Annotated in this window: 22 protein-coding genes and 1 riboswitch; of the genes, 9 read left to right on the forward strand and 13 right to left on the reverse strand. The window is 48.1% G+C overall.

Features of this window, described 5'->3' with window-relative positions:
* Positions 1–40 precede the first annotated feature (40 nt).
* From GBH70_RS13990 to GBH70_RS17550, 4 genes are all read right to left on the reverse strand, one after another.
* A complete protein-coding gene (locus tag GBH70_RS13990) occupies positions 41–1,351 on the reverse strand; it encodes an ammonium transporter (RefSeq protein WP_151681619.1) in 1,311 nt (436 codons plus the stop codon).
* Between the two features lie 5 nt (positions 1,352–1,356).
* Positions 1,357–1,716 carry a P-II family nitrogen regulator gene (locus GBH70_RS13995; RefSeq protein ID WP_151681620.1) on the reverse strand — a complete coding sequence of 120 codons (360 nt, stop codon included), beginning with the start codon at positions 1,714–1,716 and terminating at the stop codon, positions 1,357–1,359.
* 170 nt (positions 1,717–1,886) lie between these two features.
* Positions 1,887–2,609 carry a WecB/TagA/CpsF family glycosyltransferase gene (locus tag GBH70_RS14000; protein WP_151681621.1) on the reverse strand — a complete coding sequence of 241 codons (723 nt, stop codon included), beginning with the start codon at positions 2,607–2,609 and terminating at the stop codon, positions 1,887–1,889.
* A gap of 99 nt (positions 2,610–2,708) precedes the next feature.
* On the reverse strand, positions 2,709–5,165 hold the full coding sequence (locus GBH70_RS17550) for an SH3 domain-containing protein (RefSeq protein ID WP_151681622.1): 2,457 nt from the start codon (positions 5,163–5,165) through the stop codon (positions 2,709–2,711).
* A gap of 154 nt (positions 5,166–5,319) precedes the next feature.
* Here GBH70_RS17550 and GBH70_RS14010 point away from each other — a divergent pair, with 154 nt between their 5' ends.
* Positions 5,320–6,393, forward strand: a complete 1,074-nt coding sequence (locus GBH70_RS14010) for a C45 family autoproteolytic acyltransferase/hydrolase (protein ID WP_151681623.1) — start codon at positions 5,320–5,322, stop codon at positions 6,391–6,393.
* Here GBH70_RS14010 and GBH70_RS14015 read toward each other — a convergent pair.
* Positions 6,390–7,136: an AraC family transcriptional regulator gene (locus GBH70_RS14015; protein ID WP_151681624.1), complete on the reverse strand. Its 747-nt coding sequence runs from the start codon at positions 7,134–7,136 to the stop codon at positions 6,390–6,392. The two genes, GBH70_RS14010 and GBH70_RS14015, sit on opposite strands and share 4 nt — an antisense overlap.
* Before the next feature lie 120 nt (positions 7,137–7,256).
* On the opposite strand from GBH70_RS14015, the gene GBH70_RS14020 reads away from it, so the two are divergent.
* The 8 genes from GBH70_RS14020 (at position 7,257) to GBH70_RS14055 (ending at position 18,737) form a co-directional block, all read left to right on the forward strand.
* On the forward strand, positions 7,257–8,507 hold the full coding sequence (locus GBH70_RS14020) for an extracellular solute-binding protein (protein WP_151681625.1): 1,251 nt from the start codon (positions 7,257–7,259) through the stop codon (positions 8,505–8,507).
* Positions 8,508–8,865: 358 nt separating this feature from the next.
* Positions 8,866–10,080, forward strand: a complete 1,215-nt coding sequence (locus GBH70_RS14025; protein ID WP_151681626.1) for a carbohydrate ABC transporter permease — start codon at positions 8,866–8,868, stop codon at positions 10,078–10,080.
* A gap of 14 nt (positions 10,081–10,094) precedes the next feature.
* A complete protein-coding gene (locus tag GBH70_RS14030; protein WP_151681627.1) occupies positions 10,095–10,922 on the forward strand; it encodes a carbohydrate ABC transporter permease in 828 nt (275 codons plus the stop codon).
* A 347-nt stretch (positions 10,923–11,269) separates the two neighbouring features.
* Entirely contained in the window at positions 11,270–13,558 is a 2,289-nt protein-coding gene (locus tag GBH70_RS14035; protein WP_151681628.1) for a glycoside hydrolase family 65 protein, read from the forward strand.
* Positions 13,559–13,850: 292 nt separating this feature from the next.
* Positions 13,851–14,567, forward strand: a complete 717-nt coding sequence (locus GBH70_RS14040) for an IspD/TarI family cytidylyltransferase (protein ID WP_151681629.1) — start codon at positions 13,851–13,853, stop codon at positions 14,565–14,567.
* Positions 14,560–15,588, forward strand: a complete 1,029-nt coding sequence (locus GBH70_RS14045; RefSeq protein WP_151681630.1) for a ribitol-5-phosphate dehydrogenase — start codon at positions 14,560–14,562, stop codon at positions 15,586–15,588. Before GBH70_RS14040 ends, GBH70_RS14045 begins: the two co-directional genes overlap by 8 nt.
* A gap of 54 nt (positions 15,589–15,642) precedes the next feature.
* On the forward strand, positions 15,643–16,854 hold the full coding sequence (locus GBH70_RS14050) for a CDP-glycerol glycerophosphotransferase family protein (RefSeq protein ID WP_151681631.1): 1,212 nt from the start codon (positions 15,643–15,645) through the stop codon (positions 16,852–16,854).
* A 32-nt stretch (positions 16,855–16,886) separates the two neighbouring features.
* A complete protein-coding gene (locus tag GBH70_RS14055) occupies positions 16,887–18,737 on the forward strand; it encodes a CDP-glycerol glycerophosphotransferase family protein (RefSeq protein ID WP_151681632.1) in 1,851 nt (616 codons plus the stop codon).
* 198 nt (positions 18,738–18,935) lie between these two features.
* On the opposite strand, the gene metC is transcribed toward GBH70_RS14055, so the two are convergent.
* From metC to GBH70_RS17015, 8 genes are all read right to left on the reverse strand, one after another.
* Positions 18,936–20,108 carry a cystathionine beta-lyase gene (gene metC / locus GBH70_RS14060; RefSeq protein ID WP_151681633.1) on the reverse strand — a complete coding sequence of 391 codons (1,173 nt, stop codon included), beginning with the start codon at positions 20,106–20,108 and terminating at the stop codon, positions 18,936–18,938.
* On the reverse strand, positions 20,105–21,220 hold the full coding sequence (locus GBH70_RS14065) for a methionine biosynthesis PLP-dependent protein (RefSeq protein WP_151681634.1): 1,116 nt from the start codon (positions 21,218–21,220) through the stop codon (positions 20,105–20,107). Before GBH70_RS14065 ends, metC begins: the two co-directional genes overlap by 4 nt.
* An 84-nt stretch (positions 21,221–21,304) precedes the next feature.
* A riboswitch (SAM riboswitch) is annotated at positions 21,305–21,424 on the reverse strand.
* Positions 21,425–21,506: 82 nt separating this feature from the next.
* Positions 21,507–22,031, reverse strand: a complete 525-nt coding sequence (locus tag GBH70_RS14070) for a KdsC family phosphatase (RefSeq protein ID WP_151681635.1) — start codon at positions 22,029–22,031, stop codon at positions 21,507–21,509.
* Between the two features lie 3 nt (positions 22,032–22,034).
* A complete protein-coding gene (locus GBH70_RS14075) occupies positions 22,035–23,018 on the reverse strand; it encodes a KpsF/GutQ family sugar-phosphate isomerase (RefSeq protein ID WP_151681636.1) in 984 nt (327 codons plus the stop codon).
* 14 nt (positions 23,019–23,032) lie between these two features.
* Positions 23,033–23,875: a 3-deoxy-8-phosphooctulonate synthase gene (kdsA, locus tag GBH70_RS14080; protein WP_151681637.1), complete on the reverse strand. Its 843-nt coding sequence runs from the start codon at positions 23,873–23,875 to the stop codon at positions 23,033–23,035.
* A 474-nt stretch (positions 23,876–24,349) separates the two neighbouring features.
* On the reverse strand, positions 24,350–24,508 hold the full coding sequence (locus tag GBH70_RS17865) for a cation transporting ATPase C-terminal domain-containing protein (RefSeq protein WP_151681638.1): 159 nt from the start codon (positions 24,506–24,508) through the stop codon (positions 24,350–24,352).
* The gene (locus GBH70_RS17010; RefSeq protein ID WP_216643713.1) at positions 24,453–24,740 is read right to left on the reverse strand and encodes a P-type ATPase actuator domain-containing protein; all 288 of its coding nucleotides are present in this window, start codon (positions 24,738–24,740) and stop codon (positions 24,453–24,455) included. The genes GBH70_RS17865 and GBH70_RS17010 overlap by 56 nt, the downstream gene beginning before the upstream one ends.
* Complete coding sequence (locus tag GBH70_RS17015; protein ID WP_216643711.1) at positions 24,698–24,967, reverse strand: cation-transporting P-type ATPase; 270 nt, start codon at positions 24,965–24,967, stop codon at positions 24,698–24,700. The genes GBH70_RS17010 and GBH70_RS17015 overlap by 43 nt, the downstream gene beginning before the upstream one ends.
* Between the last annotated feature and the right edge of the window lie 144 nt (positions 24,968–25,111).

A 25,111-nucleotide genomic window follows, 5' to 3' on the forward strand; every position in this document is an offset into this window, starting at 1 on the left:
CAGGCGGAACCGGCATTCCGGTTCTGCCTGTTTTTCCGCATTATGCTTTTATTTTGGACTTTCCGGTTTTTGCCGGCGCCACCACAATGCCCGTTATTTCCTCGAAGTTATACAAGCTTGACGGCATATCCGCAAACCGTTCCAGTTCATTGTAGGCAGGGATGCCGTGGTAAGACATGTCGAGCCCTTCTTCTTCCTCGCGTTCGCCTGCCCGCAGCCCGATTGTTTTTTCGCAAACGATTGCCATCAAGGTTCCGCCAAGCAATCCCCAAACAACAACAACGGCAGCACCCAATAATTGTACGAGCAATAATGAGACATCCCCCGCCGTCAAAAGGCCGTGCTGCCGGTCAAACAATCCGACCGCGACCGTGCCGAAAACGCCGTTAAAGCCGTGAACCGCAACAGCCCCGACCGGATCGTCCACTTTCATCCAATCCACAAGTAATGTCGCATAGATAACGATCACACCGCTTACCAGGCCGATTGCCACCGCACCCCACTCGGAAACGTACGCACAGCCAGCCGTGATGGCCACAAGCCCTGCCAGTACACCGTTAATTGCCATGCTCGGATCTGCTTTCCCGAATTTAAACATCGTCAAAAACAATGCAGCCGCCCCGCCGGCAGCACCTGCCAGCATCGTATTCAGGGCAATGGAAGCAAGTGCCGGGTTTTCAACGTTCAAGGTGCTCCCGGCATTAAATGCAAACCAGCCGAACCAAAGGATAAATGCGCCGGCTGAAGCGAGCGGGACATTGCTTGGAGCAAAGACGTTTACACTGCCGTCCGAATTGAACCTTCCAATCCGCGGCCCGAGCCGTTTTGCTATCGCAAAGGCAGCCCATCCCCCGACGGCATGGATCGCTGCGGAACCGGCAAAATCTTTCATCCCGAGTTTTGCGAGCCAGCCGCCTTCATTCCATATCCAATGTCCGGTCACCGGATAAACGATGATGCAGATCATCGCTGCCGTTAACATGTAAGCTTTAAACGTCATCCGTTCCGCCACCGCACCCGATACGATCGAAATGCAGGCAACGGCAAAACCGATTTGGAATAAAACATACGCCGCACCCGGCAGGTCGATGGAAAGGCGGATTTGTTCCGGATGGCCGAATAAAGTCGTACCGATCAGGCCGGACGCATCTTTCCCAAACATCAGGCCGAAGCCGACCGCCCAGAAAGCGAGTGCGCCGACCGTTAAATCGACAAATATTTTCATCGTGACATTGACGGCATTTTTCGTGCGGACAAAGCCCGCTTCGAGCAAACTGAAGCCGCCTTCCATAAATAAAACCATGGCAGCGGCCAACACAACCCAAACCGCATTCGCATATACCGCATCCATTGTGCTCACCCTCCCCGGTCCATTAAGTCGTCTATATCCGTATCTGCCTCTCCCGTCCGGATATTATAAGCTTCCAAAATCGGAAACACGTAAATTTTCCCGTCCCCGTCTTCTCCTGTCCTTGCAGTATGGACAATGCTCCGTATCGCCGGCTCAACCATATAGTCTGAAAGCACAATTTCCAGCTTTACTTTCGGATGGAGCGTTACTTTATAATTTTTGCCGCGGTACACGCCATATGTATCTTTTTGCTTTCCCCTGCCGACAACCTGGGAAACGGTAAATCCTGTGATCCCCAAACTCCGCAGACCTTTGATGGTATCTGTTAATTTCTCTGGCCGGATAATCGCTTCTAACTTTTTCATGTCAACCGCCCAATCATGTCATATTTTCTTACATTTTATGAAGAAATAATATAACATGATTTTGAACGTGTCAATTCTTTTTTTATAAAATATTTCACTTTTTAAAAGGGGAATTTTAGAAAATAAAAAAACAGAGGTTCTTAGCGAACACCCTGTTTTCGGATGGATGGCTAATGCATCCATTTATACATAAAAATCCGATATAAAAATACGAGGCTGCCGACATTCCGTTTCCAAAGCCGTTTTGGTTCCCGCATCAGGCGGAAAAGCCATTCGATCCGCAGTTTCCGGAAAAGATACGGGGCCCGCGGCACATTTTCCGAGGCGAAATCAATAAAAGCCCCGACGCCGATTCTCGCAAGGCAGGCGAGTTCTTTATCGAAATCGGCAATAAATTTTTCCTGGAGCGGCACGCCCATTCCGACAATCAATACATCGGCACCGGAATTGTTGATGCGCGCCGCCATTTCTTTTTTGGACTGGAAATAGCCGTGGTGCGCCCCGGCAATTTTTAACCCCGGATAGTCGCGGCGAAAATTCCGGATGGCGCTTTGCAAATTCGTTTCATTGGACCCGAGCACAAAAACGGAAAAGCCGTTTTCTTCACACCGTTTTAAAATTTTCGGCGTCAAGTCCGTTCCGTTTAAATTGCCGCTGAGCGGAATATCGAACAGCTTGGCACCGATTTCAACCCCCACTCCGTCATTGAGCAGGTAATCCGCTTCATTTAAGATACGGTGGTAGTAAGCATCGGTTTGCGCAACATTGTAGCAGTGCGCATTCAAAAAATAAATATTGGTTTTTTTCCCGTTACGGATGCGGCTGACAAATTCGTCCAAAAATTGTTCTTCTGTAATTACGGTCAAATCAATATTGCCAAATGCCTTTTTCAAAACAATTTACTCCTTAGCGCATTGGAATGTAACCACGTTTTAGTATATACGCACATTCCGCCGCAATCAACGGGAAGCGCCCCTCCTTCATACGGGACTTCACGGTTTGTACTGTGGGATTTCCAGTTGAATACGGTAAGTATTTAAAAGATGGTACAGGTTATACATTTGGGTGACCTGTTTTGCAGCCCAGCCGATGTCGGTTGCGTATTGGTGGGACGCGCTTCCGGTTTCCGCTGCAGCAGCCGGGTTCCATCTCATTTTATAAAGCGTATCCTGGCCGCCACGGATATAGCCGCTTGCAATAAACTGGGCGCCGCCGATAATGGCTGCCTCAGGTGTGAACCAGCCGGCATTGTAGGCATATTCCGCGCCGCTTTCCACAGGGGAGTCATCATAGGCGCAGATACCGTACATATTGTATACGGTCCTTCCTTTATATTGAACGCCTTGCGCCAGTTCAGACGTCCCGTTGCCAGTTTCCAGCAGCGCATGGGCAATCAAGTAGATTTCGTTGATCCCGTACAAATCTGCGGCCGTAATGAAACTTTCCGCCTGGCCGGACAGCACGCCTTTTCCTGCTAAAATCTTTTCATTTACTTCTTCTTTATCCAGCCCCGCTGTTTCCGAAAGCTTTAAAAATTGGAGAGACTGGACCGGGTCATTGGCGAAGTTCGTGGGATCCAAATAATATTTCACATCATCCGGGCTTGCATTCACCCATGTCTTATTATAGGAAATTTTGTACCATGTTTTTCCGTCCGTCCCTTTTTCAACAGACAAAATTTCAACCGTTTCCCCGTTCAAGACTTGGCCGACAACCCAATAGTTTGTCCCCGCTCCGCCCCTCACATTCCAACCGGATCCGAAGACAACGCCTTTTGTCGGATGGGTTGTGTCATCAACGATCAGGGCATCCGAACGGATATACGTGCTGTATTTTTTGTCGGTTTGCGGATAAGCCGCCATTTCGATGCCCGCCATCTGATCCAGCGAAACAGAATAAGATTGATAGGTCTTATCGATGATACTTGTTCCGACAGGCGTTTCCGACAAGTATTGGCTGCTTACATAACCGGTTGTGCCGTTCGCGGTTACTTTCGACCAGCCGCCCGTTTCGGAAATAACCTGGACGGCCGTACCCCTCGCAAGCTGTGTAATAATGGATGCACTTGTGGACGGGGCCTGGCGCATGTTCAAAGCCGAGCCGGCCTGGACATTCACATATTTTGTGACTGCCGGCGTTTGCTGCGGTGATGTGCCGCTGCCCGAAGATCCTGTGTTTGATGCGCTGCTGCCCGCGGAACTCGTGTTTTGGCCGGTTGATGTGCCGTTCGTAGTTGTAGTTCCGGATGCCGGATTGCCCCCGGATGTGGTCCCTGTTGTCTGGCCTGCAGTTGTACCGCCCGTATTGGATGCCCCCGATGTTTGGCCTACAGAAGTTCCTGTGTTCACCGTGCCGTTCGCGGTGCTCCCCGTTGTTCCGGTGTTCGATGTGCCGCTTGTAACGCTTCCTGCTTTACCGCCCGTATTGGATGTGCCTGTATTCGAAACACCACCGGAACTTGTGCCCGTGCTTCCCCCTGGGGACGCGCTTCCGGATGGCTTCGTGGTTGATAGAGATTTTGAACTTACATAACCGGTTGTGCCGTAAACTTTGATTTTTGACCAGCCGGTTGTTTCCGCATAAACTTCCACTTTTACGCCCCTCGCCAGTTTCGTGATGATGGATGCAGAAGCAGAAGGGGCTGTCCGCATGTTTAACGGATCATTGGCCGGCACATTGACATATTTTATCGCAACAGCCGCAGGTTTTGTTGCAGATAAATAAGATGCCTTGGCATATCCGGTTTTGCCGGACACACTGATTTTCGCCCAGCTGCCGGAAACAGAGAGAACTTTTATGCTTGTTCCCCGTTTCAGCCTTGCCAGGACAGTTCCTTTTTCCGATGCCGTTTTCCTTAAGAGCAGGGAGGAATCGGGATCGACATCCACATACTTCGTTACCGTTTGGGGACTGGTTGCAATTTTTGCGGTGCTTAAATATTTCGCGTACACAAATCCTGTATTCCCATTTGCTTTGATTTTCGCCCAGCTTCCGGAAATGGAATAAACGGTAACACTTGCTCCGCGCGGCAGTTTCGCCAAAACGGATGCGCTTTTCGACGGCTCTGACCGTAAAAGCAGATTCGAGCCTTTGTCAATGTTGACATATTTCGTAACAGTTTTCACTGCACTGCCCGCTTGAGTCGAGGCCGGTTTTGCCGCAGCCAAATAGGCAGTGCTGACATATCCGGTTTTGCCGGCGGCTTTGACTTTCGACCAGCCGCCTGATACCGAATAAACAGTAACACTTGTCCCGCGCGGCAGCCTAGCGAGGACCGTACCGCTTTTTGATGCTTTCGCGCGTAAAAGCAGATTTGAACCTTTCTGAACATCCACGTATTTTACAACCGTTTTTGAAGCGGGGGAAGAAGCCGCATGGACAGATTTCGCGAAAGCCGGCGTGGACATTACGGCAAAACAAAGTGCCGGGATGACGATCCTTTTCTTCATTCGAATTCCCCTTTTTGTGTAGATTCCTATTAATATAGCTTTCAATCTTTATATCGTCCTATTATCGGGCGCCTTAACAAAAAAGTGATTTTCTTTCCCTTTTCCGGCATGTCCGGTATGCTTAACAATAGCAACAATGAAAAGGGGATCAGGAATGAAAGAAATTTACAGCGATGTCATCCAGTTCCGCGGCACACACTACGAATTCGGGTACAAGCAGGGGCTTGCACTGAAACATTCGCTGGCCGTGGAAAACCGCGCAAACCAATGGAAAATTCGCAAGCCACGTTTTACGATCGATGCCGTGGAAACGAAAAAAGCGATTACCCGTTTTGCGCCTGCCATATGGGACGAACTGGAGGGACTTCAGGAAGCGCTCGCGTGGCCGATGGAGAAGGTGCTGATGGAGTTTGGCGGCTACCGGCTCGACATTGCAAAATCAGGCTGTTCCATTTTGACCGGGAAAAATTTTCTCGCCCGGAACTACGACTACCATCCGAAAACATATGAAGGACGGTATGTCTTATTTCAGCCTGCTGATACCGGTTATGCCATTATCGGGCCGAGCCAGCGCGTAACAGGGAGAATGGATGGTATGAATGAAAAAGGCCTGGCAATCGGGTATACGTTTATCCACCGGAAAAATCCGGGCGACGGCTTCATCTGCTGCATGATCGGAAGGCTCATCCTCGAATCGTGCGCCAACGTACAGGAGGCCGTCCGCATGCTGATAGACATCCCGCACCGCCATTCATTCAGTTATGTCATTTATGACAAAAGCGGTGAGACGCGCATTGTAGAAGCTTCGCCGCGGGGCGTGGCGGTAAGGGAAGGAAATATTTGCGCCAACCACTTTGAAATCCTGAAAAAAGAAAACCGCCACCATCTTGCGGATTCAAAAAGGAGAACGGAAATTTTAGCGGGGCAAAAAGAAAAAATTGCGAATGCAAAAGCAGCATTCCGGCTGTTAAACGCCAGGGACCAAGGCGTTTTCTCGGAACTGTACGGCAGCTGGGCGGGAACGATCCATACCGCGGTTTATCTGCCGAAAAAGCTCGAAGCATGGATCGCTTTGGGCGGAGACAGCGAGCTCGCCCGGTTTGATTTTGCAAAATGGCTTGCCGGAGAGGATTTAGAACTCACACGGATTACAGGGAAAGTGGATACAGATATCCCGTTTCTCCATATGGATGAGGGGGCGGACTGGTTTAAACACGGGCAGGGCTAATTCCCGTTCTGCTCGCGGAATTCCTTTGGCGTCATGCCCATGTATTTTTTAAAAAGCGAGGTATAGTAGCTTTGGTTGCAGAAATGGAAAAGCAGGGCAATTTCCGAAATAGAGATATTGGTATGCAGCAAAAAATAAATGGATTCTTCTATTCTTTTTTTATTAATATAGTCTGTCACGGATACGCCGACTTCTTTTTTAAAAAGATGGGACAAATAGCTTGGATTTAAATAAACATGCTTTGCCAAAGATTCGAGCGTCATCACCTGCAGAATATTTTCATGGATGTATGCCACCGCCATATGGATCGCATGGCTGTAGCGGCATTCCTGCTTCCTGGCCTGCTGAACCGCTTCCACGAAGTTGCGCAGCATATTGTACTCCAGCTGAAAAAGCTGTTCTAATGTTTCCATTCTTTCAATCTCCAAAATATGCGCATCGCTGACATTAAACGCGGTTTCCGGCGGTACGCCCCCTTCGATTGCCGCTCTTGTAAAAAGGGTACAGATGCAGATCAAGGAATTACGGAGTGAACGGACCGGTTCTTCCGCGAGTTTTGCCCGTTCCAAAGTATTGATATTTTCCAAAATCGAAACAGCCTCCTCCATTCTGCCTTCTTTTACGGCATTGAGGAGCTGCTTTTCCATCATATAAGGCGGATGCAGAAAATATTCGCGTTGGTGCTCGACCCGGTACGAAAGATAGCGTTCGATAATGGAATTGCTGATGGAAGTTTGTTTCATGGCATTCGCCCCAATGGCTAAAAATTTTATCATAGATCCAAAGATTCTAATATCATTGTATGCGCATACAAGCTAAAATTCAAGGTGTAATAGTACAACCAAACTAAAGGGGGCTTTGGTATGTGGAAGAAAACCGTTTCAATATTGGCAGCGCTTACACTCATTGCCGGCGTACTGGCCGGATGCGGCAGCAGTTCAACTTCGAAGTCAAACAACAATAGCGGCAGTTCTTCGAAAAAGATCGTCTTAAAGTTTGCGGCACAAAACGATAACACACCGGCGACGAAAGATGTGATCGCTGCTTTTAACAAACAGTCGAAAAAGTATAAAGTCGAATGGGTGCAAATGACAAATGACTCCGCGCAAATGCACGACCAGCTGCTCACTTCCCTCTCAAGCGGATCGAGCGAATATGACATTTTGTCGATGGACGTTGTATGGGCCGGGGAATTCGCAGGTGCAGGGTACCTCGTCCCGATCGACCAAAAAATGATGGATGCCAACATGACAAAAGACCAGTTCAATGCCGGTTCGATGGCTTCCGGAAACTATGAAGGAAAACAATACACGCTTCCATTCTTCCCGGATCTCGGCATTTTGTATTACCGTTCCGATATTGTCAGCAAAGACGATGCAGCTAAACTTGAGAGCGGCAATTACACTTATAAAAACCTCGGCGAAATGGCCGCAAAATATGCCGGCAAAGGCGGGACAACAAACGGGTTTGTTTACCAGTCGAAACAATATGAAGGATTAACCGTTAACGTGACGGAATTCACGGACCATTACAAAGATATTAAAGGCGGCCTGCAAACGATGTACAATTTCACAAAAGCGGCATGGGCGCCGAAAGATTTGCTGAATTATATGGAATCTGAAACTGTCAACAGCTTTGTGCAGGGCAAATCCGTATTCGCCCGCAACTGGCCGTACCAATACGGGACGGTTAAAGCCGGCGGGGAAGGCGTGAAAATTAAAATCCAGGATGTCGGCATTGCCCCGCTTCCAAACGGCGGTGCTGTCGGCGGCTGGCTCCTCGGCATCAACAAAAATTCGAAACATATTGAAGGCGCCTGGGAGTTCATGAAATTCGTAGCCGGCAAAGAAGGGCAGAAAATTATGTCCACGAAAGGCGGCTACCTGCCTGGATACAATGCTCTGTTAAACGATCCTGCAGTCCAAAAAGAAAACAAAATGCTGACGATGCCAGGCTTCCAAAAAGCGTTGAAAACGACGATCGCCCGCCCGGTATCCGCGAAGTACAACAAAGTTTCCGATACAATCCAAATTGCGGCGCACAAATATTTAAGCACCGGCAAAAATTTGGATGATGCGGCGAAGACCATTCAGGACGCAGTAGGCAAGAAGTAATGCATCCGTCCGGGGCGGAAGGGAGAAAACCGCCCCGGACGCCTGCTTCTTATATTAATGGTGCATATGCATCAAAAAGAGGGTGTCTCAAAAGCCTAGCTTTGGCTCTAATGAAACATTAGAGCCTTTTTAAAAAGAAATGCGGAAGCGCCTTGCCCAGGAGCGGAATCAGCGAAAACGCTGGGGAAATCGGAGGACTTTAATAAGAAATCGGCGGAAATGGCCAGAAAATTAGCGGAAAGGTCAAATTTATCAGCGAAAATCCAAAAACCCGGGAACCGCGGAGAAGCATATTCCAAAGTAAAAGTGTCCTAGTCATTCCTGCCCCTTATATCATGCGAAAAGAGGTGCCATCATCATGAAGAAAAACCGTCTGCAGGCTTTTTTATTTATACTCCCGGCCCTGCTGTTTATTGGCGTATTCTCCCTTTGGCCGATTGCGCAGTCATTCGCCTATACTTTTTTTGACTACCAGCTGAACAACCAGCAAAAAGCCGGACTGTATGTGAGCCCGCGCTACAATTTTGATTTATTTGACGAAACTCAAACGTATGTCAGGCTGTTTCTGACAGAAGATCGCGCAAAAATTACCGATCCGAATGACCAGCAAAAAGTCGACAAGCTTGTGGACCATGTAGCTGCCGTCGCCAGACAGTACAGAGGCAAAAAAGGTGTCCAAAAAATCAGCCGGTCCGACCAAAAGCAGCTGATGGGGCTTTATCATGATTCATCCAAACTCGTAAAGGAAATCAATGCCAAATACAATACACCGAACGGAAAAAACTTATCGAAAATCGTAAAAGATTTCAAAAGAAGCTTTGTACCTTCCAATTTTATCGGCTTAAAAGCTTATAAAGATGCGCTGCATGACAAGCGGCTCGGCTCAGCCTTATGGAATACGGTACTTTTCACCGTTGTTTCAGTTTTCCTTGAATTTGCCCTCGGCCTCGGGCTTGCCATGATCATGAACAAAGCGTTTAAAGGGCAGGGCATCGTCCGGACCACTTCCCTGATCCCGTGGGCAATTCCGACCGCCGTGGCCGCATTGATGTGGAGCTATTTGTATGACGGCACAAGCGGCGTCGTAGCGAATTTTTTCCAGGCGGTCGGGATCATCAGCGATTCCCGCGTCCTTCTTCTAACCGATACCGGCGCAATGGTGTCCACCATTTTGGCCGATGTCTGGAAAACAACCCCTTATATGGCCCTCCTGCTGCTGGCAGGCCTGCAAAATATTCCGAACGGGTTGTACGAAGCAGCCGCCATTGACGGCGCGACAAAAATCCAGCAGTTTTTCAGGATTACGCTGCCGCTTTTAAAACCTTCCATTTTGGTGGCGCTCTTGTTCAGGACGCTCGACGCTTTCCGGGTATTTGATTTGATTTATGTCCTGACGGGCGGCGGACCGGGCGGCGCAACCGAAACAATGTCCGTCTACAGCTATAAAACAATGTTCGGGCAGACGAACTTCGGGTACGGCTCGGTTATCGTCACCATTATGTTTGTCTGCGTGGCCGTCATTGCCACCATTTATATTAAAGTGCTCGGCGCCAACCTCATGGACAAAAACTAAAGGAGGGGAACACCATGAAAATGAACCGCAAATGGAATTATGTAATCATCGCCCTGATTGCCGTGTTTTTGTTTGGTATGATATTTCCGTTTTTTTGGATCTTTATCACCTCCTTTAAACCTGACGGGGAAATCTTTGGCGACGGGGCTTTCCGAATTATTGCCCATCACCCGACACTTGAGAATTACACGCAGATTTTTCACAAAGGCATTATGACATCGGTGAAAAACAGTTTTATCGTCGCCACAACAACGACCGTTTATATCATTTTAATCGCGACCTTCACGGCATACGCAATTTCGCGGTTTGATTTTAAAGGGAAAAATCTTTTGCTCGGGCTGATCCTTGCGGTTTCGATGTTCCCACAAATGATTGTCATCGGGCCGATTTACAATTTATTTTTGCATTTGCACCTGACCAATTCGTACGCGGTTGTCCTACCGTATTCGACAATCACGTTGCCGACGGCGGTCTGGATTCTCGTCACGCATTTCAACCAGATTCCGCTCGCGCTTGAGGAATCGGCAAAAATTGACGGCGCCACGCCTGTCCAGACATTATTCCGGATCGTTTTTCCGCTTGCTGCGCCGGGGGTGTTCACCACAGCAATCATTGTCTTTATTGCGGCATGGAACGAATTTTTGCTGACGATTACCCTCAACTCGGATGCGAATTACCATACCGTGCCGGTTGCCATTTCCTACCTGCGCACCCAGTTCCAAATTTTGTGGGGCCAAGTCGCCGCAGCCACAACCATCGTCACCATTCCGACATTGATCATCGTGCTATTATTCCAGAAACAAATCGTTTCCGGGCTCACAAGCGGCGGCGTGAAGGAATAAGAAATGCGGAGGGCGTTGGCCTATCGGCGTACGGATTTTACCAGGCCTCTGACTGAGATAAAGGAAACACGGTGAGCCGGCAGGCGAACCGATGTTGACTTATCGTAGGGAGGAGGCAGGAAAATCCGCTAGCCGATAACGCCCGCAGCTGGACAAAACGAAATGTGGAGGCGCCTTACTCATCCCCGACAGGCGAATGTTCCTGCCTACAGGAAGTCCGCTTTTTGACTTCATGACGGCAAGGTTATTCGGCCTTTTAGGGCTGGGCGCGCAGGACAATTCGAGATGCGGAGGGCGTTTGCCCATCGGCGTATAAAACAGAAAAAAATCGTTGGAGGATACGTCTTATGGCATGGGAAATTATAAAGAAGGAATTCAATAAACAAAACTTATTAGTAAATGAAAGCTTATTTGCACTTGGAAACGGCTATCTCGGCGTCCGCGGAAACTTTGAAGAAGGCTATTCAAAAGGAGAACCCTCCATCCGCGGCACCTATATCAACGCGTTTCACGATATTACCGAAATCCAGTACGGGGAAAAAGCGTACGGGTTCCCGGAAACCCAGCAAAAAATGCTGAACATCATTGACGCGCAGACAATCCAAATCTATCTTGGCGAAGAAAAGGAACACTTCTCCCTTTTCGAAGGAAAAGTCCTGTCTTTTTGCCAAACGCTTCACATGGACCGCGGATTTTCCGAACGCGCCGTACACTGGCGCTCGCCGTCAGGAAAAGAAATCAAGCTTACGTTTTCACGATTGGTTTCCTTCGTGCAGCGGGAACTGTTTGCAATCGAACTGTCGTTGGAACCGGTGAACTTTTCCGGGCCGGTGAGGATTGTTTCCACTGTCAACGGCGATGTGGAAAACTATGTGAACAAAAACGACCCGCGGATCGCCTCCGGGGATGCAAAAAGGCTCGCCGTCACAGAAGCAAAGCAGATCGGGGATTATAGCGTTGTCAGCACCCGGGCATTTGTTTCCGGACTGGAAACGGCATGCGCCGCGTCCCATACCGTATCCGTCCCTTGCGAATGCAGGTTTGAAGCAGCCGAAAAACAAGTCCGTGCAATCATCGATTTCCGCCTTGACCAGCCGGTAAACGTCACAAAATTTAATATTTATACCGATACACTCCGCCACCATGGAAATGTGGCCGAAAAAGCCGCCGCTATCCAGGAAAGCGTGAAAGGCAAGGATTTTTCTTTCTTTTTAAAAGAGCAGGAAAGGTATTTGTCCGAATATTGGAAAGCGGCGGACGTCGAAATCAGCGGCGATCCGAAACTGCAGGAAGGGATCCGTTTTAATTTGTACCAGCTGCTACAATTCGTCGGAAAAGACTCCGCGAGCAACATCGCAGCAAAGGGGCTTTCCGGAGAAGGCTATGAAGGGCATTATTTTTGGGATACCGAGATTTATATTTTTCCTGTCTTTCTGCTGACGCGCCCCGATATCGCCCGGAATTTGCTCCTTTACCGCTACAATATCCTCGACCACGCGCGGGCCCGGGCAAAAGAAATGGGGCACAAAAAAGGCGCCCTTTTCCCGTGGCGGACCATTTCCGGCACGGAATGCTCAGCCTACTTCCCTGCCGGCACGGCGCAGTACCATATCAGTGCGGACATCGCGTACAGCTATGTCCAGTACTTTTATGCCACGCATGATGAAGTTTTTATGAGACAATACGGTGTCGAGGTGCTCGCAGAAACGGCAAGGCTTTGGCTGGAAACGGGCCATTACAACCGGGACGGGAAATTTGTCATTGAAGACGTCACCGGGCCTGATGAATACACGGCAATTGTCAACAATAATTACTACACGAACGTGATGGCAAAATTTAATTTGAAATCGGCCCATCACTTTTACCATTGGCTGAAGACAACAGATCCGGCGTATTTTACGGAGCTTTGCGACCGGATCGGCTTATTGGGCGAAGAAGCCGCGGAATGGCAAAAAGCCGGGGACGCCATGTATCTCCCTTATGATGCAAAACTCGGCATTCATAAGCAGGATGACAGCTTTCTTGAAAAAGCGGTCTGGGATTTTGAACATACGCCAAAGGACCACTACCCGCTCCTTTTGCACTACCACCCGCTGACCATTTACCGCTACCAGGTATGTAAACAGGCCGACACGGTGCTTGCGCATTTTCTGCTGGAAGATGAAGCAGACCCGGAAACCATCCGAAATTCTTACCATTACTATGAAAAAGTGACGACACATGATTCGTCTTTGTCTTCCTGCATTTTCAGCATCATGGCATCCAAACTCGGGGAAGCGGAAAAAGCGTACCACTATTTTATCGAAACCGCCCGTCTCGATCTTGACAATACGCACGGAAACACGAAAGACGGCCTCCATATGGCCAATATGGGCGGAACGTGGATGTCGATCGTATACGGGTTCGCCGGCGTCCGGATTAAAGAAAGCGGCCTTTCCGTGGACCCGTCCATTCCGGAACAATGGGAACGCTACGCTTTCCGCCTTGCGTACCAAAACCGCAAGCTCCAAATCGAAGTCACCCGCGGGTCTGTGACCGTTGTTTTAACCGAAGGCGAAGCATTGCGGATCCGTTTATTCGGCCGTGAAGAAACGCTTTTGCCGGGAAAAGTTGTGGCACGGGCCATTCATCATTGAAAGGCTGTGCCAGCGGACAGTGTTGATCATTGTTCATTTCCTAGACCCCTGCAGCAAGCGGGGAGGCCAACGGATGTACGGCGCGAAGCAAATTTCGAGATAACCATTAAATTTTACATTGAAAATTGGCAAAATACGGCAGTGAGATTTTACCTTTTGGTATAAGATCACTGTTTTTTTTTTGCGCCCGATTCATGAAATGAGAGAATCTCCCCATATTTTAATAAAAGTTTAATAATCGTTTTATATGATACCAGTCATAAGATAAACGATTAAAAGGAGCTGTATGTCTGTGATTTACGCTGAAATACTGGCCGGAGGAAAAGGAACCAGGATGGGCAATGTCAATATGCCAAAACAATTCCTCGCCCTAAATAAAAAGCCAATATTGATCCACACCCTTGAAAAATTTATTTTAAATCCCGAATTCGATAAAATCATCGTCGTCTCTCCAAGAGAATGGTTGAATTATACAAACGATATTATCCAAAGGTATATCGGCTATCATGAACGCCTGGTTGTGGTAGAAGGCGGGAGCGACCGGAATGAATCGATTATGAGCGGGATCCGTTACATAGAGCAAACTTTTGGCTTATTCGATGACGATTATATCGTCACCCATGATTCCGTCCGCCCGTTTTTAACACACCGGATTATTAAAGAAAATATTGAGCTGGTGCAAAAATATAAAGCCGTCGATACCGCCATCGGAGCGATTGATACAATCATTGAATCGGAAGACGGCGAGTCTATTTCGCAAATCCCGAAACGGCACATGATGTACCAGGGGCAGACGCCGCAAAGTTTCCATATCAAAACGCTCGTCAGCTCTTACAATCAATTGACGGCAGCCCAAAAATCCGAGCTGACGGATGCCTGCAAAATTTGTTCGCTTTCAGGCATTGATGTCAAAATTGTAAAAGGTGAAATGTTTAATATTAAAATCACGACGCCTTACGATTTGAAAGTCGCAAATGCCATTCTCCAGGAGGGGATTGCAAATGATTAACCAAGTATACCGCCTCGTTTCCCCCCGCCAGTTTGAAATTGCATATACAGACTATGCCATCAACGATTCCGCTTGCGTCGTCGTGCGCCCGACCCACTTATCGATTTGCGCAGCCGACCAACGATATTACACAGGCAAGCGTGGGAAAGAGGCACTGGCGAAGAAACTGCCGATGGCGCTGATCCACGAAGGCGTCGGGGAAGTCGTGTTTGACCCGAGAGGCGAAATAGCGACCGGAACAAAAGTTGTCATGGTGCCCAATACACCTGTTGAAACAGATGATGTGATCGCAGAAAACTATTTGCGCACAAGTAAATTCCGTTCAAGCGGCTATGATGGTTTCATGCAGGATTATATTTTCTTAAGGCGGGACCGGTTTATCGCATTGCCCGCAAATCTGAACCCTCCTGTTGCAGCCTTTACAGAACTTGTTACGGTCGCCATGCATGCCATTTCAAGATTTGAACGGAAATCCCATACGCGCCGTCAAGTTTTTGGGGTATGGGGTGACGGAAACCTCGGGTATATCACGGCGCTTCTATTAAAAAAGAAATTTAAAGCATGCAAAGTATACGTGTTCGGCAAAACCGCTTTTAAGCTGGAAAATTTCTCATTTGCCGATGCCACTTATCATATTAATGAGATTCCGGAAAGGCTTGCGGTCGACCATGCTTTTGAATGCGTCGGCGGTGCAGGTAGCCAGGATGCGGTCGGCCAAATCATTGACATCATCAACCCTGAAGGATCCATTGCACTTCTCGGCGTGTCTGAATATCCGATTGAAGTGAATACGCGGATGGTGCTTGAAAAAGGGCTCACACTGATCGGCTCAAGCAGGAGCGGATATCAGGATTTTAAAACAACGGTTGGCTTTTTATCCGAGAACCCGGATGTTATCGAATACTTGGAAACACTTGTCGGCTCCGTCAACGCAGTAAGGTCCATCGCGGATTTGATCCATACGTTTGAGAAAGATTTAACAAGCCCTTGGGGAAAAACGATTTTGGAATGGCAAATTTAGTTTTCAGGCTGCGCATTGCCTTGCCGTATTTTATATAGAAGGGATTCAAAAGTTATGAACACACTGAAATTGCTGCCGACGCTTTTCATAAAGCTGCTCGTCCGCACAGTTTACAATCTATGCTGCCTGTTTTTCCCTTACAGGCCGGAAAAAATTACTTTTGCTTCTTACCGGGCGGACCGAATCCAAGGTAATTTAGCCTGCTTATATCACGAGTTAAAAAAACGCCCCGGGTTTCGTTATACGCTTTTGTTCAAAAAAATGAAATCTACCAAAACGGGCAAGTTGTCATATGTTTTCCATATGCTGAGGGCTTGTTACCATATCGCTACAAGTGCGTATTTTATTATTGACGACTATTATTTTCCACTATATTTAATTAAAATGAAGAGGAATACAAAAGTCATCCAGCTGTGGCATGCGGCAGGTGCATTTAAAAAATTTGGCTACAGCATCGTCGGCAAAGCATTCGGCCCGAGCGAGGCTTATACAAAACATATTCCTGTCCACTCCAATTATTCCAAAGTGGTCGTCAGCTCATCTGAAGTCATCCCGTTTTATGCGGAAGCTTTCCGGATGTCTGCCGAAAATATCGTGCCTTTGGGTCTCCCGCGCACGGATATTTTATTTCAAAAGAAAAACGGTTTGCGGGCAAAACAAAAATTGCTTTCGCGATATCCGGAACTGCGGGGAAAGAAATTGGTCTTATTCGCCCCGACGTTCAGGGGAAAAAGCCATGGGGAAACGGAATACTCCCCATATCCCCGTTTTACCGTTATGCAAAAAGTGCTAGGTGCCGATTATGCTTTAATCGTTAAGTTGCATCCGTATGTGACATCAAAAATAGAGGCCGGTCCGGAGCTCAAAGGCTTTTTATACCAATTGGATGAAGATTTTACCACTGAGGAAATCCTGTTCACGGCAGATCTTTTGATTACAGACTATTCATCTATTATTTTCGATTACAGCCTTTTGAACCGCCCGATTGCTTTTTATGCGAAAGATATTGAAGATTATATCAAAGAACGGGATTTTTATTATGATTACGGGACATTTGTGCCCGGGCCGATTTTCGACCGGACGGACAAATTGGCGCAATGGATCAAAAACGGGAACTACGATTTGGAAAAAGTGCGGCAGTTTGCACGCCGTTTTTTCGACGATTTTGACGGACAGGCAAGTAAACGGATTGTAGACACATTGATCCAGCCGGAAAAGGCGCCGCTTAAAATTCCCGGAAATTACGGACGCACCCGGCCAATGTAACAACTTATTTTTGAGTAGGAGTGTTTTGGTAAATGGGTTTAAGAAGGATTGCGGGGAAAATCCGCAACAAACTTTTTAGCAGACAGCCTGACTCCAGCCAGGCAGATATGAGCCAGTGGGAAGATGAAATTGAACTGCTGGAAAATTTATCCCCGGTCATTCCGAATATCGAAGAGCAGAGGTACCTCACCGCCAAAAGGAAGGTGGCCGGCCTTTACTGGAATGGTCCGATCATGAGGATCCGGGGCTATTTTTACCTTGAAAATATCCCGTTGCATGATGAAGATCTCGTCAGGAAAAGGCTCGTCCTGATTGACGGGAAAAATAATAAAATTTATATTCCTTTATCCGATGTGTATATCGGCGAAATCGACGGCTCCCTTCCGGATGATGTAAAAGAACAGTACTACTGGGCGGGTTTTAAAGGGGAAGTCAATTTTTCTACAATCACGTCCAAAAACATGCCGCTTCCGGAGTCCGTATATAAAACCTATATTGATATAGACGCGCATGTCTCAGGCGTAAAAAGATATGTGAAACGGTATCCGCTCGGCAATATCGAACATTTTCTCGATCAAAAATTTTATACGGCCAAAATGGAATATTTCTCTGCACGGAAAGAATTGAAATATAATTTATTGGCCACTTACGATAAAGCGGAAAAAACGCTGAAAATTGAATCGACCAAGCTGAAAGACCTGGACCCGTCCGAGTACAATCTCGAAAAAATGAAAAAAGGCAGCATTTTTTACCGTTTCATGCGGTCAGTCGGATTCCGGACTTTATATAAAATTTTCAAACTGCTCCCACTAAAGGAAAAGAAAATCTTGTTTGCATCCGACAGCCGGGAAGACTTGAGCGGGAATTTTAAATTCGTATTTGATGAAATGGTCCGGCGCGGCCTCGAATTCGATTATCATTTTATGCTGAAAAAAGGGATCGCAGCGGAAAAATCGTACAAAGACATCGTCAAGCTCGCCTACCATTTGGCAACGTCCAAGTTCATCCTGCTGGACGACTTTTATCCGATGGTCTATCCGCTCAAGATCCGCAAAAATGCCGAGCTTGTGCAATTATGGCATGCGGTCGGCGCGTTTAAAACGTTTGGCTTCAGCCGGCTCGGGCGCCCGGGCGGACCATCGCCGAAATCGAAAAACCATCGCAATTACACGAAGGCGATTGTCAGCTCGCATAATATTGCCAAACATTATGCGGAAGGGTTCGGCATTGACATTGAGAAAGTCATCCCGACCGGCATCCCGCGGACCGATGTCTTTTTCGATAAGGCTTACCAGGAACAGGTAAAAACTTCGCTGTATGAGGAATATCCGTTTTTGAAAGATAAAAAAGTCATCATGTTTGCCCCAACATTCAGGGGAAACGGCCAACAGTCCGCCCATTTCCCGATGGAAGTGCTGAATTTGGACAAGCTTTACCATGAATTGAAGGATGAGTATGTCTTTTTATTTAAGATCCATCCGTTCGTGAAAAATGATTTTAGCATTCCGTACCAGTACAGCGACTTTTTCTATGACTTTTCGTCCTACCGTGAAATCAATGACCTGCTGTTTGTAACGGATATTTTGATTACCGACTACTCATCGGTTTGCTTCGAATTTGCTTTATTGAACAAACCTATGTTGTTTTTTGCCTTCGATGTGGAAGAATATGTGCGGAAGCGAGATTTCTACTACGATTACAAATCCTTTATCCCAGGCCCGCTGATCCGAAATACGGACGAAATGATTGAAACGATCAAAAAGGAACAATTCGATATTCATAAAATCAAACCGTTCGTCCAATACTTCTTCGACGACACAGACGGCAAATCCAGCGCCAGGGTTGTCGATCAAATTATTTTGAAGGAAAACTGGGAAGAGTAAAGTTGAGGGCTTGTCCGAGATGGTTGGGCAACCTTTTTATTGATGCTGCATTAATTAGACAGTTGGCGGCTTTGCGGGCTCCATTTTGTCTTGTTAGCCTTTTTATTTAGACAATTTACGGCCCCACTGGCTTCCTTTTGTCCTTTTAAAAAAATCAAAAAGGGGGCCCAGCCGTCAGCAGCCCCCCTTTTTTGATTGTCATTTCACAGCTGCCCCCTCCCGTACATAAGCAAATGCCTGTTCAAAGTCGGCAATGAGATCATCTGGGTTCTCGAGCCCGACCGACAAGCGCAGCAGGCTGTCGGCAATACCGCGTTTTCTCCGATCTTCAGACGGCATTGCGGCATGGGACATTTTCGCCGGGTAAGACAGGATCGATTCCACCGCTCCGAGGCTGACGGCAAAAACCGGAATTTTTACATGCTTGGTAAATGCCCGGAGCGCTTCTTCATTTTCCAGCTCAAACGACAGCACCGCGCCCGGCCCATCCGCCTGCCGCTTTTGCAGGTCATGCTGCGGATGATGCTCCAGTTCCGGGAAATGCACTTTGCGCACGAGCGGATGCGCATCCAAATAATGCGCGATTTGGATGGCCGACTGCTGCGACTGCTTAAGCCTTACATGCAATGTTTTCAACCCCCGCAGGACAAGCCACGCATCCTGGACGCCGAGCACCGCCCCGAATGAATTTTGCAAGAAACCAAGCCTTGCAGCCAATGCTTCGTCTTTCACAACGGCAAGCCCGGCGACAACATCGCTGTGCCCCGACAAAAATTTCGTCGCGCTGTGCAAGACGATATCCGCCCCGAGTTCGAGCGGCCTTTGCAAAGCAGGCGTTAAAAACGTATTATCCACGTACGTCAACGCGCCGATTTCTTTAGCGATTCCGCTTACCTTCCTGATGTCGGTCACTTTTAGCAGCGGGTTCGACGGGGTCTCCACATAAAAAGCTTTTGTATTAGGGCGGACAGCCTGCCGTACTTCTTCCAAATTGGTCATGTCGACAAACGTATGCTCAATGCCGAGCCGGGACAAGACTTCCGTCACCATCCGGAACGTGCCGCCGTACACATCTTCGGTAATGACGACATGATCACCCGCCGAAAGCAGCAGGAAGGCCGTCGAAATCGCGGCCATGCCGGAAGAAAATGCAAAGCCTCTCACGCCCCCCTCAAGTTCCGCGATCACATCTTCAAGCGCCTCCCTTGTCGGATTGAGCGAACGGCTGTAATCGTATTTCCCGAAATGATCCACATCGAACTGGTGGTAAGTCGAAGCATGCTGGATCGGCACGCTTACTGCTCCGGTTGCCGGGTCGATTTTATGGCTGTTATGTAAAAGCTTTGTTTGAAAAGAATAAGCGTTTGTCATCGCACTTGCACCCCTTCATGGATTTTGGCAAAAGCTTTTTCAATATCTGCGATTAAATCGCGCACATCTTCAATCCCGACCGAAAAGCGGAGCAGCCGGTTGTCAACGCCCGATTGGATCCGTTTTTCTTCCGGAATGTCGGCATGCGTCTGCGTTGCCGGGTAGGTGATAAAACTTTCCGTCCCGCCGAGGCTTTCCGCAAACGTGATCAAAGACAGGCCCCTTAAGAACGGATCAACCCATGCCTCATCCTTGATCCGGAAAGACAGCATCCCGCCTCTCCCCGGATAAAGCACATCGTCCACATCCGGATGCCCGTTCAGAAATTCCGCTACAGCTTTTGCATTTTTTTCATGCTTTTCCATCCTTAAAGCCAATGTTTTCATGCCGCGCATTAAAAGCCACGAGTCAAACGGGCTGAGCGTGGCGCCGGCGCCGTTATGGTAAAGGGCGAGTTGTTCGCAAATCTCTTCCCCTTTTGCGACAATCAGGCCGGCAAGCACATCGTTATGCCCGCCCAAATATTTTGTCGCGCTGTGGATGACAATGTCTGCGCCAAGTTTGATCGGCTGCTGCAAAAGAGGGGTATAAAAGGTATTGTCAACAATCAGCAAAATCCCGTATTTTTTGGCGATTTCAGCAACCGCGGCAATATCGGTCTGCTGCATGAGGGGATTGGTCGGAGTTTCGAGAAAAATGGCTCTTGTTTTCGGGGTGATTTCCTTCTCTATATTTTCCGGATGGCAAGTGTTTACATACTTACAACACAACCCCCATTTTTTATAGCCCTGCTCGAGCAAGCGGTATGTACCGCCGTATAAATCATCACTCACAATCCATTCATCGCCGGATTGGAATAAAGACAAAACGGTGAAAATCGCAGCCATGCCGGAACTGCAGGCAAATCCCCGGTCTCCCCCTTCCAGATCCGCAATCGTTTCTTCGAGCAATTGCCTTGTCGGATTGCCGGTGCGGGAGTAGTCATATCCGGTCGACTGCCCGATCCCTTCATGGCGGTAAGCGGTAGAAAAATATACAGGAGGGTTGACGGCGCCTGTCCTGTCTTCGCTGCGGTTTCCGATCTGTGCAAGTTTCGTTTCCGTATGGTACATGCTTGACACTCCTTCAAATGGTAAATAAAAAAGCCTTCTCCAATAAGAAGAAGACTTTTGCTTTTTATTAACACTCAGCCGTTCTTCTTATCTTTCAAGTTATGGTTCCATAACTTGCTGGACTTAGCACCTTTTCAATGTACATGCGCATTGAAGGTTGCTGAGGCTTCATTGGGCCATTCCCTCCACCTCTCTTGATAAGAACTATAATATTTATACTTTTCATTAAAATTATACCATTTTTTTGGATTCGTCAAGCTTTTTTATGAAAAAATTTTCTTTTGTCTTACTGTTTTAACTCCACTTTTTCGTATAAAAAATGCAGGGCGAGTTTTTCATAATCATACTGCCTGGACAAAATCAAATCGATGACTTCGCGGACTGCACCTTCCCCGCCGTTTTTTTCTGTGACATAATCAGCTTCCTGTTTGACCCATTTGGCCGCATTCCTTGGTGCGCACGAAAAACCGGCTTCACGCATGATCATAAGGTCGTTCAAATCATCGCCGATATAACAGGTTTCATCAAAAGACAGGCCGAACCGCGAAACAAGTTCCGTAAAAACGGTGAACTTGTCGCGGATCCCCTGGTGCACTTCATCAATCCCGAGTTCTTTTGCCCGGCGGCTGACAATGCCCGATTTACGCCCTGTAATGATGGCGAACCGGATACCGGCCGATTTTGCCAGCGTGATGCCCAACCCGTCCATGCTGTGGAACGCTTTCCATTCCTGCCCGTCTTCCTCCATGATGAGACGCCCGTCCGTCAGCACGCCGTCCACGTCCATTACAATGCATTTGATCTTCGCCATCCGCTATAGCCCCAGCCTCGTCAAATCCTGGATACGGAGCATTGCAACCGGTTTCTTCCCTGCCTTTACAACCGGAAGCACATTGAACGCGCGATCTTCCATGATCCGCAACGCTTCCGTCGCCAGCTGGCGGTCGCTGACAGAAACAGGATACTTTGTATACAGATCCGCCACTTTTTTATCGAGCACTTCATGTCCTTTCATCAGTTCACGCCGGATATCGCCATCCGTCAAAATCCCGATCAGCCGGCCTTCATCATCGATGACCGAAACCGCACCCGCACCCGCTTCCGTCATTATGAAAAGCGCATCTTTTATGCCCGTGTCGAGCGCAACAACAGGATTGACTTTTTTCCTCCTGACGACATGCCCGACCGTCAAAAGCAGGCGCCTGCCCAATGAGCCGCCGGGATGGAAAAGGGCAAAATTTTCCGGCGTGAACTCCCTCGCTTTAAGAAGGGCAATGGCGATTGCGTCCCCTAAAGCAAGCGTCGCTGTCGTGCTCGAAGTCGGTGCCAGGCCGAGCGGGCATGCTTCTTCGATCTCGCCGATGTCAACTACGAGATTCGAGCGCCGCGCCAGCGTCGATTTCCTCGAGCCGACAATCGCAATCATTTTTGCCCCAATCCTTTTAATGGAAGGGATGATGTTGAGGATTTCGGATGTCTCGCCGCTGTTGGAGATGGCAATGACGACATCGTTTTTCGTAATTTTACCAAGGTCGCCATGGAGCGCTTCCCCAGGGTGGAGGAAAAAAGCCGGGGTGCCGGTGCTCGCAAAGGTGGAAGCGAGTTTCCGCCCGATGATACCCGATTTGCCCATGCCGGTAAAAACGACTTTGTTTTCGCACGCCAAAATCATTTCAATTACTTCATTGATCCGGAAATTGATGCGGTCTTTCAGCTTTAAAATTTCATTGGCTTCTGTTTCCAGGACTTCGCGGATGCTTTCAACATAATTCACGCTTTGTTTCAAGTCTCTTAACATGTTTTTCGCCTCCGTCAAAGAATGTTCGCCGTGACCCGTTCTTTCACCAATCCGTCAATTTCCTGTATTGGTTTTAAAATTTCTTCCAGTTCATTGAGTTTGACCATATTCGGCCCGTCCGACCATGCCCGGTCAGGATCAGGGTGGACTTCCATAAACAGCGCATCAATGCCGGCCGCGGCGGCTGCCCTCGCCAGGTACGGCACGAATTCCCGCCTGCCCCCTGTTGAGGTGCCGTTGCCGCCCGGGATCTGGACGCTGTGGGTCGCATCAAATACGACCGGATACCCGAACCCGCGCATCCCCGGCAATGACCGCATATCGACAACGAGATTATTGTAGCCGAATGTTGAGCCGCGTTCCGTGAGCAGAATCTTGTCAGCTCCGGATTCTTCCAGTTTTTGAATGACATTTTTCATATCCCATGGCGCAAGGAACTGCCCTTTTTTCACATTGACCGCCTTTCCTGTTTTTGCCGCGGCCTGCAATAAATCCGTCTGGCGGCATAGAAAAGCGGGGATTTGGATGATGTCGAGCACTTCTGCAGCTGCTTCCGCCTGGTACAGCTCATGGATATCGGATGTGACGGGAATACCAAATGATTTTTTGACCCGGCTAAGGATCTCCAGCCCTTTTTCCAGCCCGGGGCCTCTTTTGGAAAAAATGGATGATCGGTTGGCTTTGTCGAATGAAGCTTTAAAAACGAAAGGAATACCGAGCCTGTCGGCAATGGTCTGAAGGGAGGCAGCCGTTTCCATGGCCAATGCTTCACTTTCAATGACGCACGGGCCGGCAATCAGGACAAACGGCGCGGATTGACCGAAAGAAATGCGGTCGTTCAGTTTAACGGTTTTCATGTTTTCACTCCTTATGTTCGGATTTTCACATCTGCCATGGCTGAAAAACTCCTTTTTTACTGCTCTGGTGGCGGTGAAACTTTGCGGAATTTTCACTTCCATCAACAGAGCCTTTTCCTTTTTAAGTTATTATCCCTTTTCCAACAAAAGATGACAAGAATTTTGTTAAGAATATTCACAAACTTTTTTAATTTCTTTGTCAGCATTTCTACCACCATACGCGTAAATATTAAAAAGAGTTCTGAGAAGCTTTTGCAGGCCCGTTCGAGCAAAAGTTTCCCGGGGAAACGGTCCTTAGAAGCTTTCTCAGAACTGTTCGAGTAAAATTTTCCCGGAGAAATGGTTCTGAGAAGCTTCAGGAGAAAAATTTCTGCTTAAGAGGGGCTTTTGGGACAACCCCACCCCCGGAACATTTATGCTTTTGCATGATTCAACTTCCTGCGTGCAACCAGCTTTCTGGCTTTTCCGCCAAAATCAACAGCGGCACAAAAAGAGCCAATGGGTGAACGGTACCGGATATGTGCCGAATATGCCTTGCATAAACGGCGTATAAATCAGGAACGCCGTAAGCGCCAGTTCAAAAATGACGCCGTAATTCAGGAGCCGGTTGGACAATAGCCCGATGCTGAACATGGACGCAACCTCGGTGCGGCATGTAGTCCCCTCCTTCCAAGTAAATCAAGTCCCCGGACACCAATTCCCTTGCCAGGATTTTTTGCTGATGCCCGTTCCGGATCACTTTCACATAAGAAGGCAGCATTTTTTTCAGGCTTTCCGTTGCTTGTTCCGCTTTAAATTCCTGCCAGAAACTGAAGACCGCTTTCATGATGATAACGAGAATAATCGCCCATCCGAGCTCCGGCATGCCTCCAATAAAGGATAAATACTCGCAACCAGAGCAGGACTGCCAGCAAGAGGGGGAAGTTGGCGATAAATCTTGCAAAAAGCGATGTGTTTTGCTTCCGCAATTTCGTTGTAGCTGAATTTTTCAAGGCGCGATGCCGCTTCGGCCGCCGTCAGCCCTTTATCGGTCGTGCTCAATGCTTTAAACAAGTTTTCCGCTTTTTGTGTTACGATATCCTCCGTTTTCATGTGAGGCCGCCCCCGTTAAAATGATGCATGAAACTACAAGTATTCGAAAGCGCTTTCTATACTGGCTGCATCTACTTTTCCGTTGAAAACAATTTTTTCCTTACCAATTCTTTTTCACCAATTGAGGCAATTGGGAAACGTATT

Origin of the sequence: Weizmannia acidilactici (assembly GCF_008974225.1) — a bacterium.
Lineage (GTDB): Bacteria > Bacillota > Bacilli > Bacillales > Bacillaceae_C > Weizmannia > Weizmannia acidilactici.

What these genes read in the sequence shown, in the direction of transcription:
- GBH70_RS13990 (WP_151681619.1), bottom strand. Translation starts at nt 1,351, where the DNA reads ATGGATGCGGTATATGCGAATGCGGTTTGGGTTGTGTTGGCCGCTGCC.
- GBH70_RS13995 (WP_151681620.1), bottom strand. Translation starts at nt 1,716, where the DNA reads ATGAAAAAGTTAGAAGCGATTATCCGGCCAGAGAAATTAACAGATACC.
- GBH70_RS17550 (WP_151681622.1), bottom strand. Translation starts at nt 5,165, where the DNA reads ATGAAGAAAAGGATCGTCATCCCGGCACTTTGTTTTGCCGTAATGTCC.
- GBH70_RS14010 (WP_151681623.1), top strand. Translation starts at nt 5,320, where the DNA reads ATGAAAGAAATTTACAGCGATGTCATCCAGTTCCGCGGCACACACTAC.
- GBH70_RS14015 (WP_151681624.1), bottom strand. Translation starts at nt 7,136, where the DNA reads ATGAAACAAACTTCCATCAGCAATTCCATTATCGAACGCTATCTTTCG.
- GBH70_RS14020 (WP_151681625.1), top strand. Translation starts at nt 7,257, where the DNA reads ATGTGGAAGAAAACCGTTTCAATATTGGCAGCGCTTACACTCATTGCC.
- GBH70_RS14025 (WP_151681626.1), top strand. Translation starts at nt 8,866, where the DNA reads ATGAAGAAAAACCGTCTGCAGGCTTTTTTATTTATACTCCCGGCCCTG.
- GBH70_RS14030 (WP_151681627.1), top strand. Translation starts at nt 10,095, where the DNA reads ATGAAAATGAACCGCAAATGGAATTATGTAATCATCGCCCTGATTGCC.
- GBH70_RS14035 (WP_151681628.1), top strand. Translation starts at nt 11,270, where the DNA reads ATGGCATGGGAAATTATAAAGAAGGAATTCAATAAACAAAACTTATTA.
- GBH70_RS14045 (WP_151681630.1), top strand. Translation starts at nt 14,560, where the DNA reads ATGATTAACCAAGTATACCGCCTCGTTTCCCCCCGCCAGTTTGAAATT.
- GBH70_RS14050 (WP_151681631.1), top strand. Translation starts at nt 15,643, where the DNA reads ATGAACACACTGAAATTGCTGCCGACGCTTTTCATAAAGCTGCTCGTC.
- GBH70_RS14055 (WP_151681632.1), top strand. Translation starts at nt 16,887, where the DNA reads ATGGGTTTAAGAAGGATTGCGGGGAAAATCCGCAACAAACTTTTTAGC.
- metC (WP_151681633.1), bottom strand. Translation starts at nt 20,108, where the DNA reads ATGACAAACGCTTATTCTTTTCAAACAAAGCTTTTACATAACAGCCAT.
- GBH70_RS14065 (WP_151681634.1), bottom strand. Translation starts at nt 21,220, where the DNA reads ATGTACCATACGGAAACGAAACTTGCACAGATCGGAAACCGCAGCGAA.
- GBH70_RS14070 (WP_151681635.1), bottom strand. Translation starts at nt 22,031, where the DNA reads ATGGCGAAGATCAAATGCATTGTAATGGACGTGGACGGCGTGCTGACG.
- GBH70_RS14075 (WP_151681636.1), bottom strand. Translation starts at nt 23,018, where the DNA reads ATGTTAAGAGACTTGAAACAAAGCGTGAATTATGTTGAAAGCATCCGC.
- kdsA (WP_151681637.1), bottom strand. Translation starts at nt 23,875, where the DNA reads ATGAAAACCGTTAAACTGAACGACCGCATTTCTTTCGGTCAATCCGCG.
- GBH70_RS17865 (WP_151681638.1), bottom strand. Translation starts at nt 24,508, where the DNA reads ATGTTCAGCATCGGGCTATTGTCCAACCGGCTCCTGAATTACGGCGTC.
- GBH70_RS17010 (WP_216643713.1), bottom strand. Translation starts at nt 24,740, where the DNA reads ATGCCGGAGCTCGGATGGGCGATTATTCTCGTTATCATCATGAAAGCG.
- GBH70_RS17015 (WP_216643711.1), bottom strand. Translation starts at nt 24,967, where the DNA reads ATGAAAACGGAGGATATCGTAACACAAAAAGCGGAAAACTTGTTTAAA.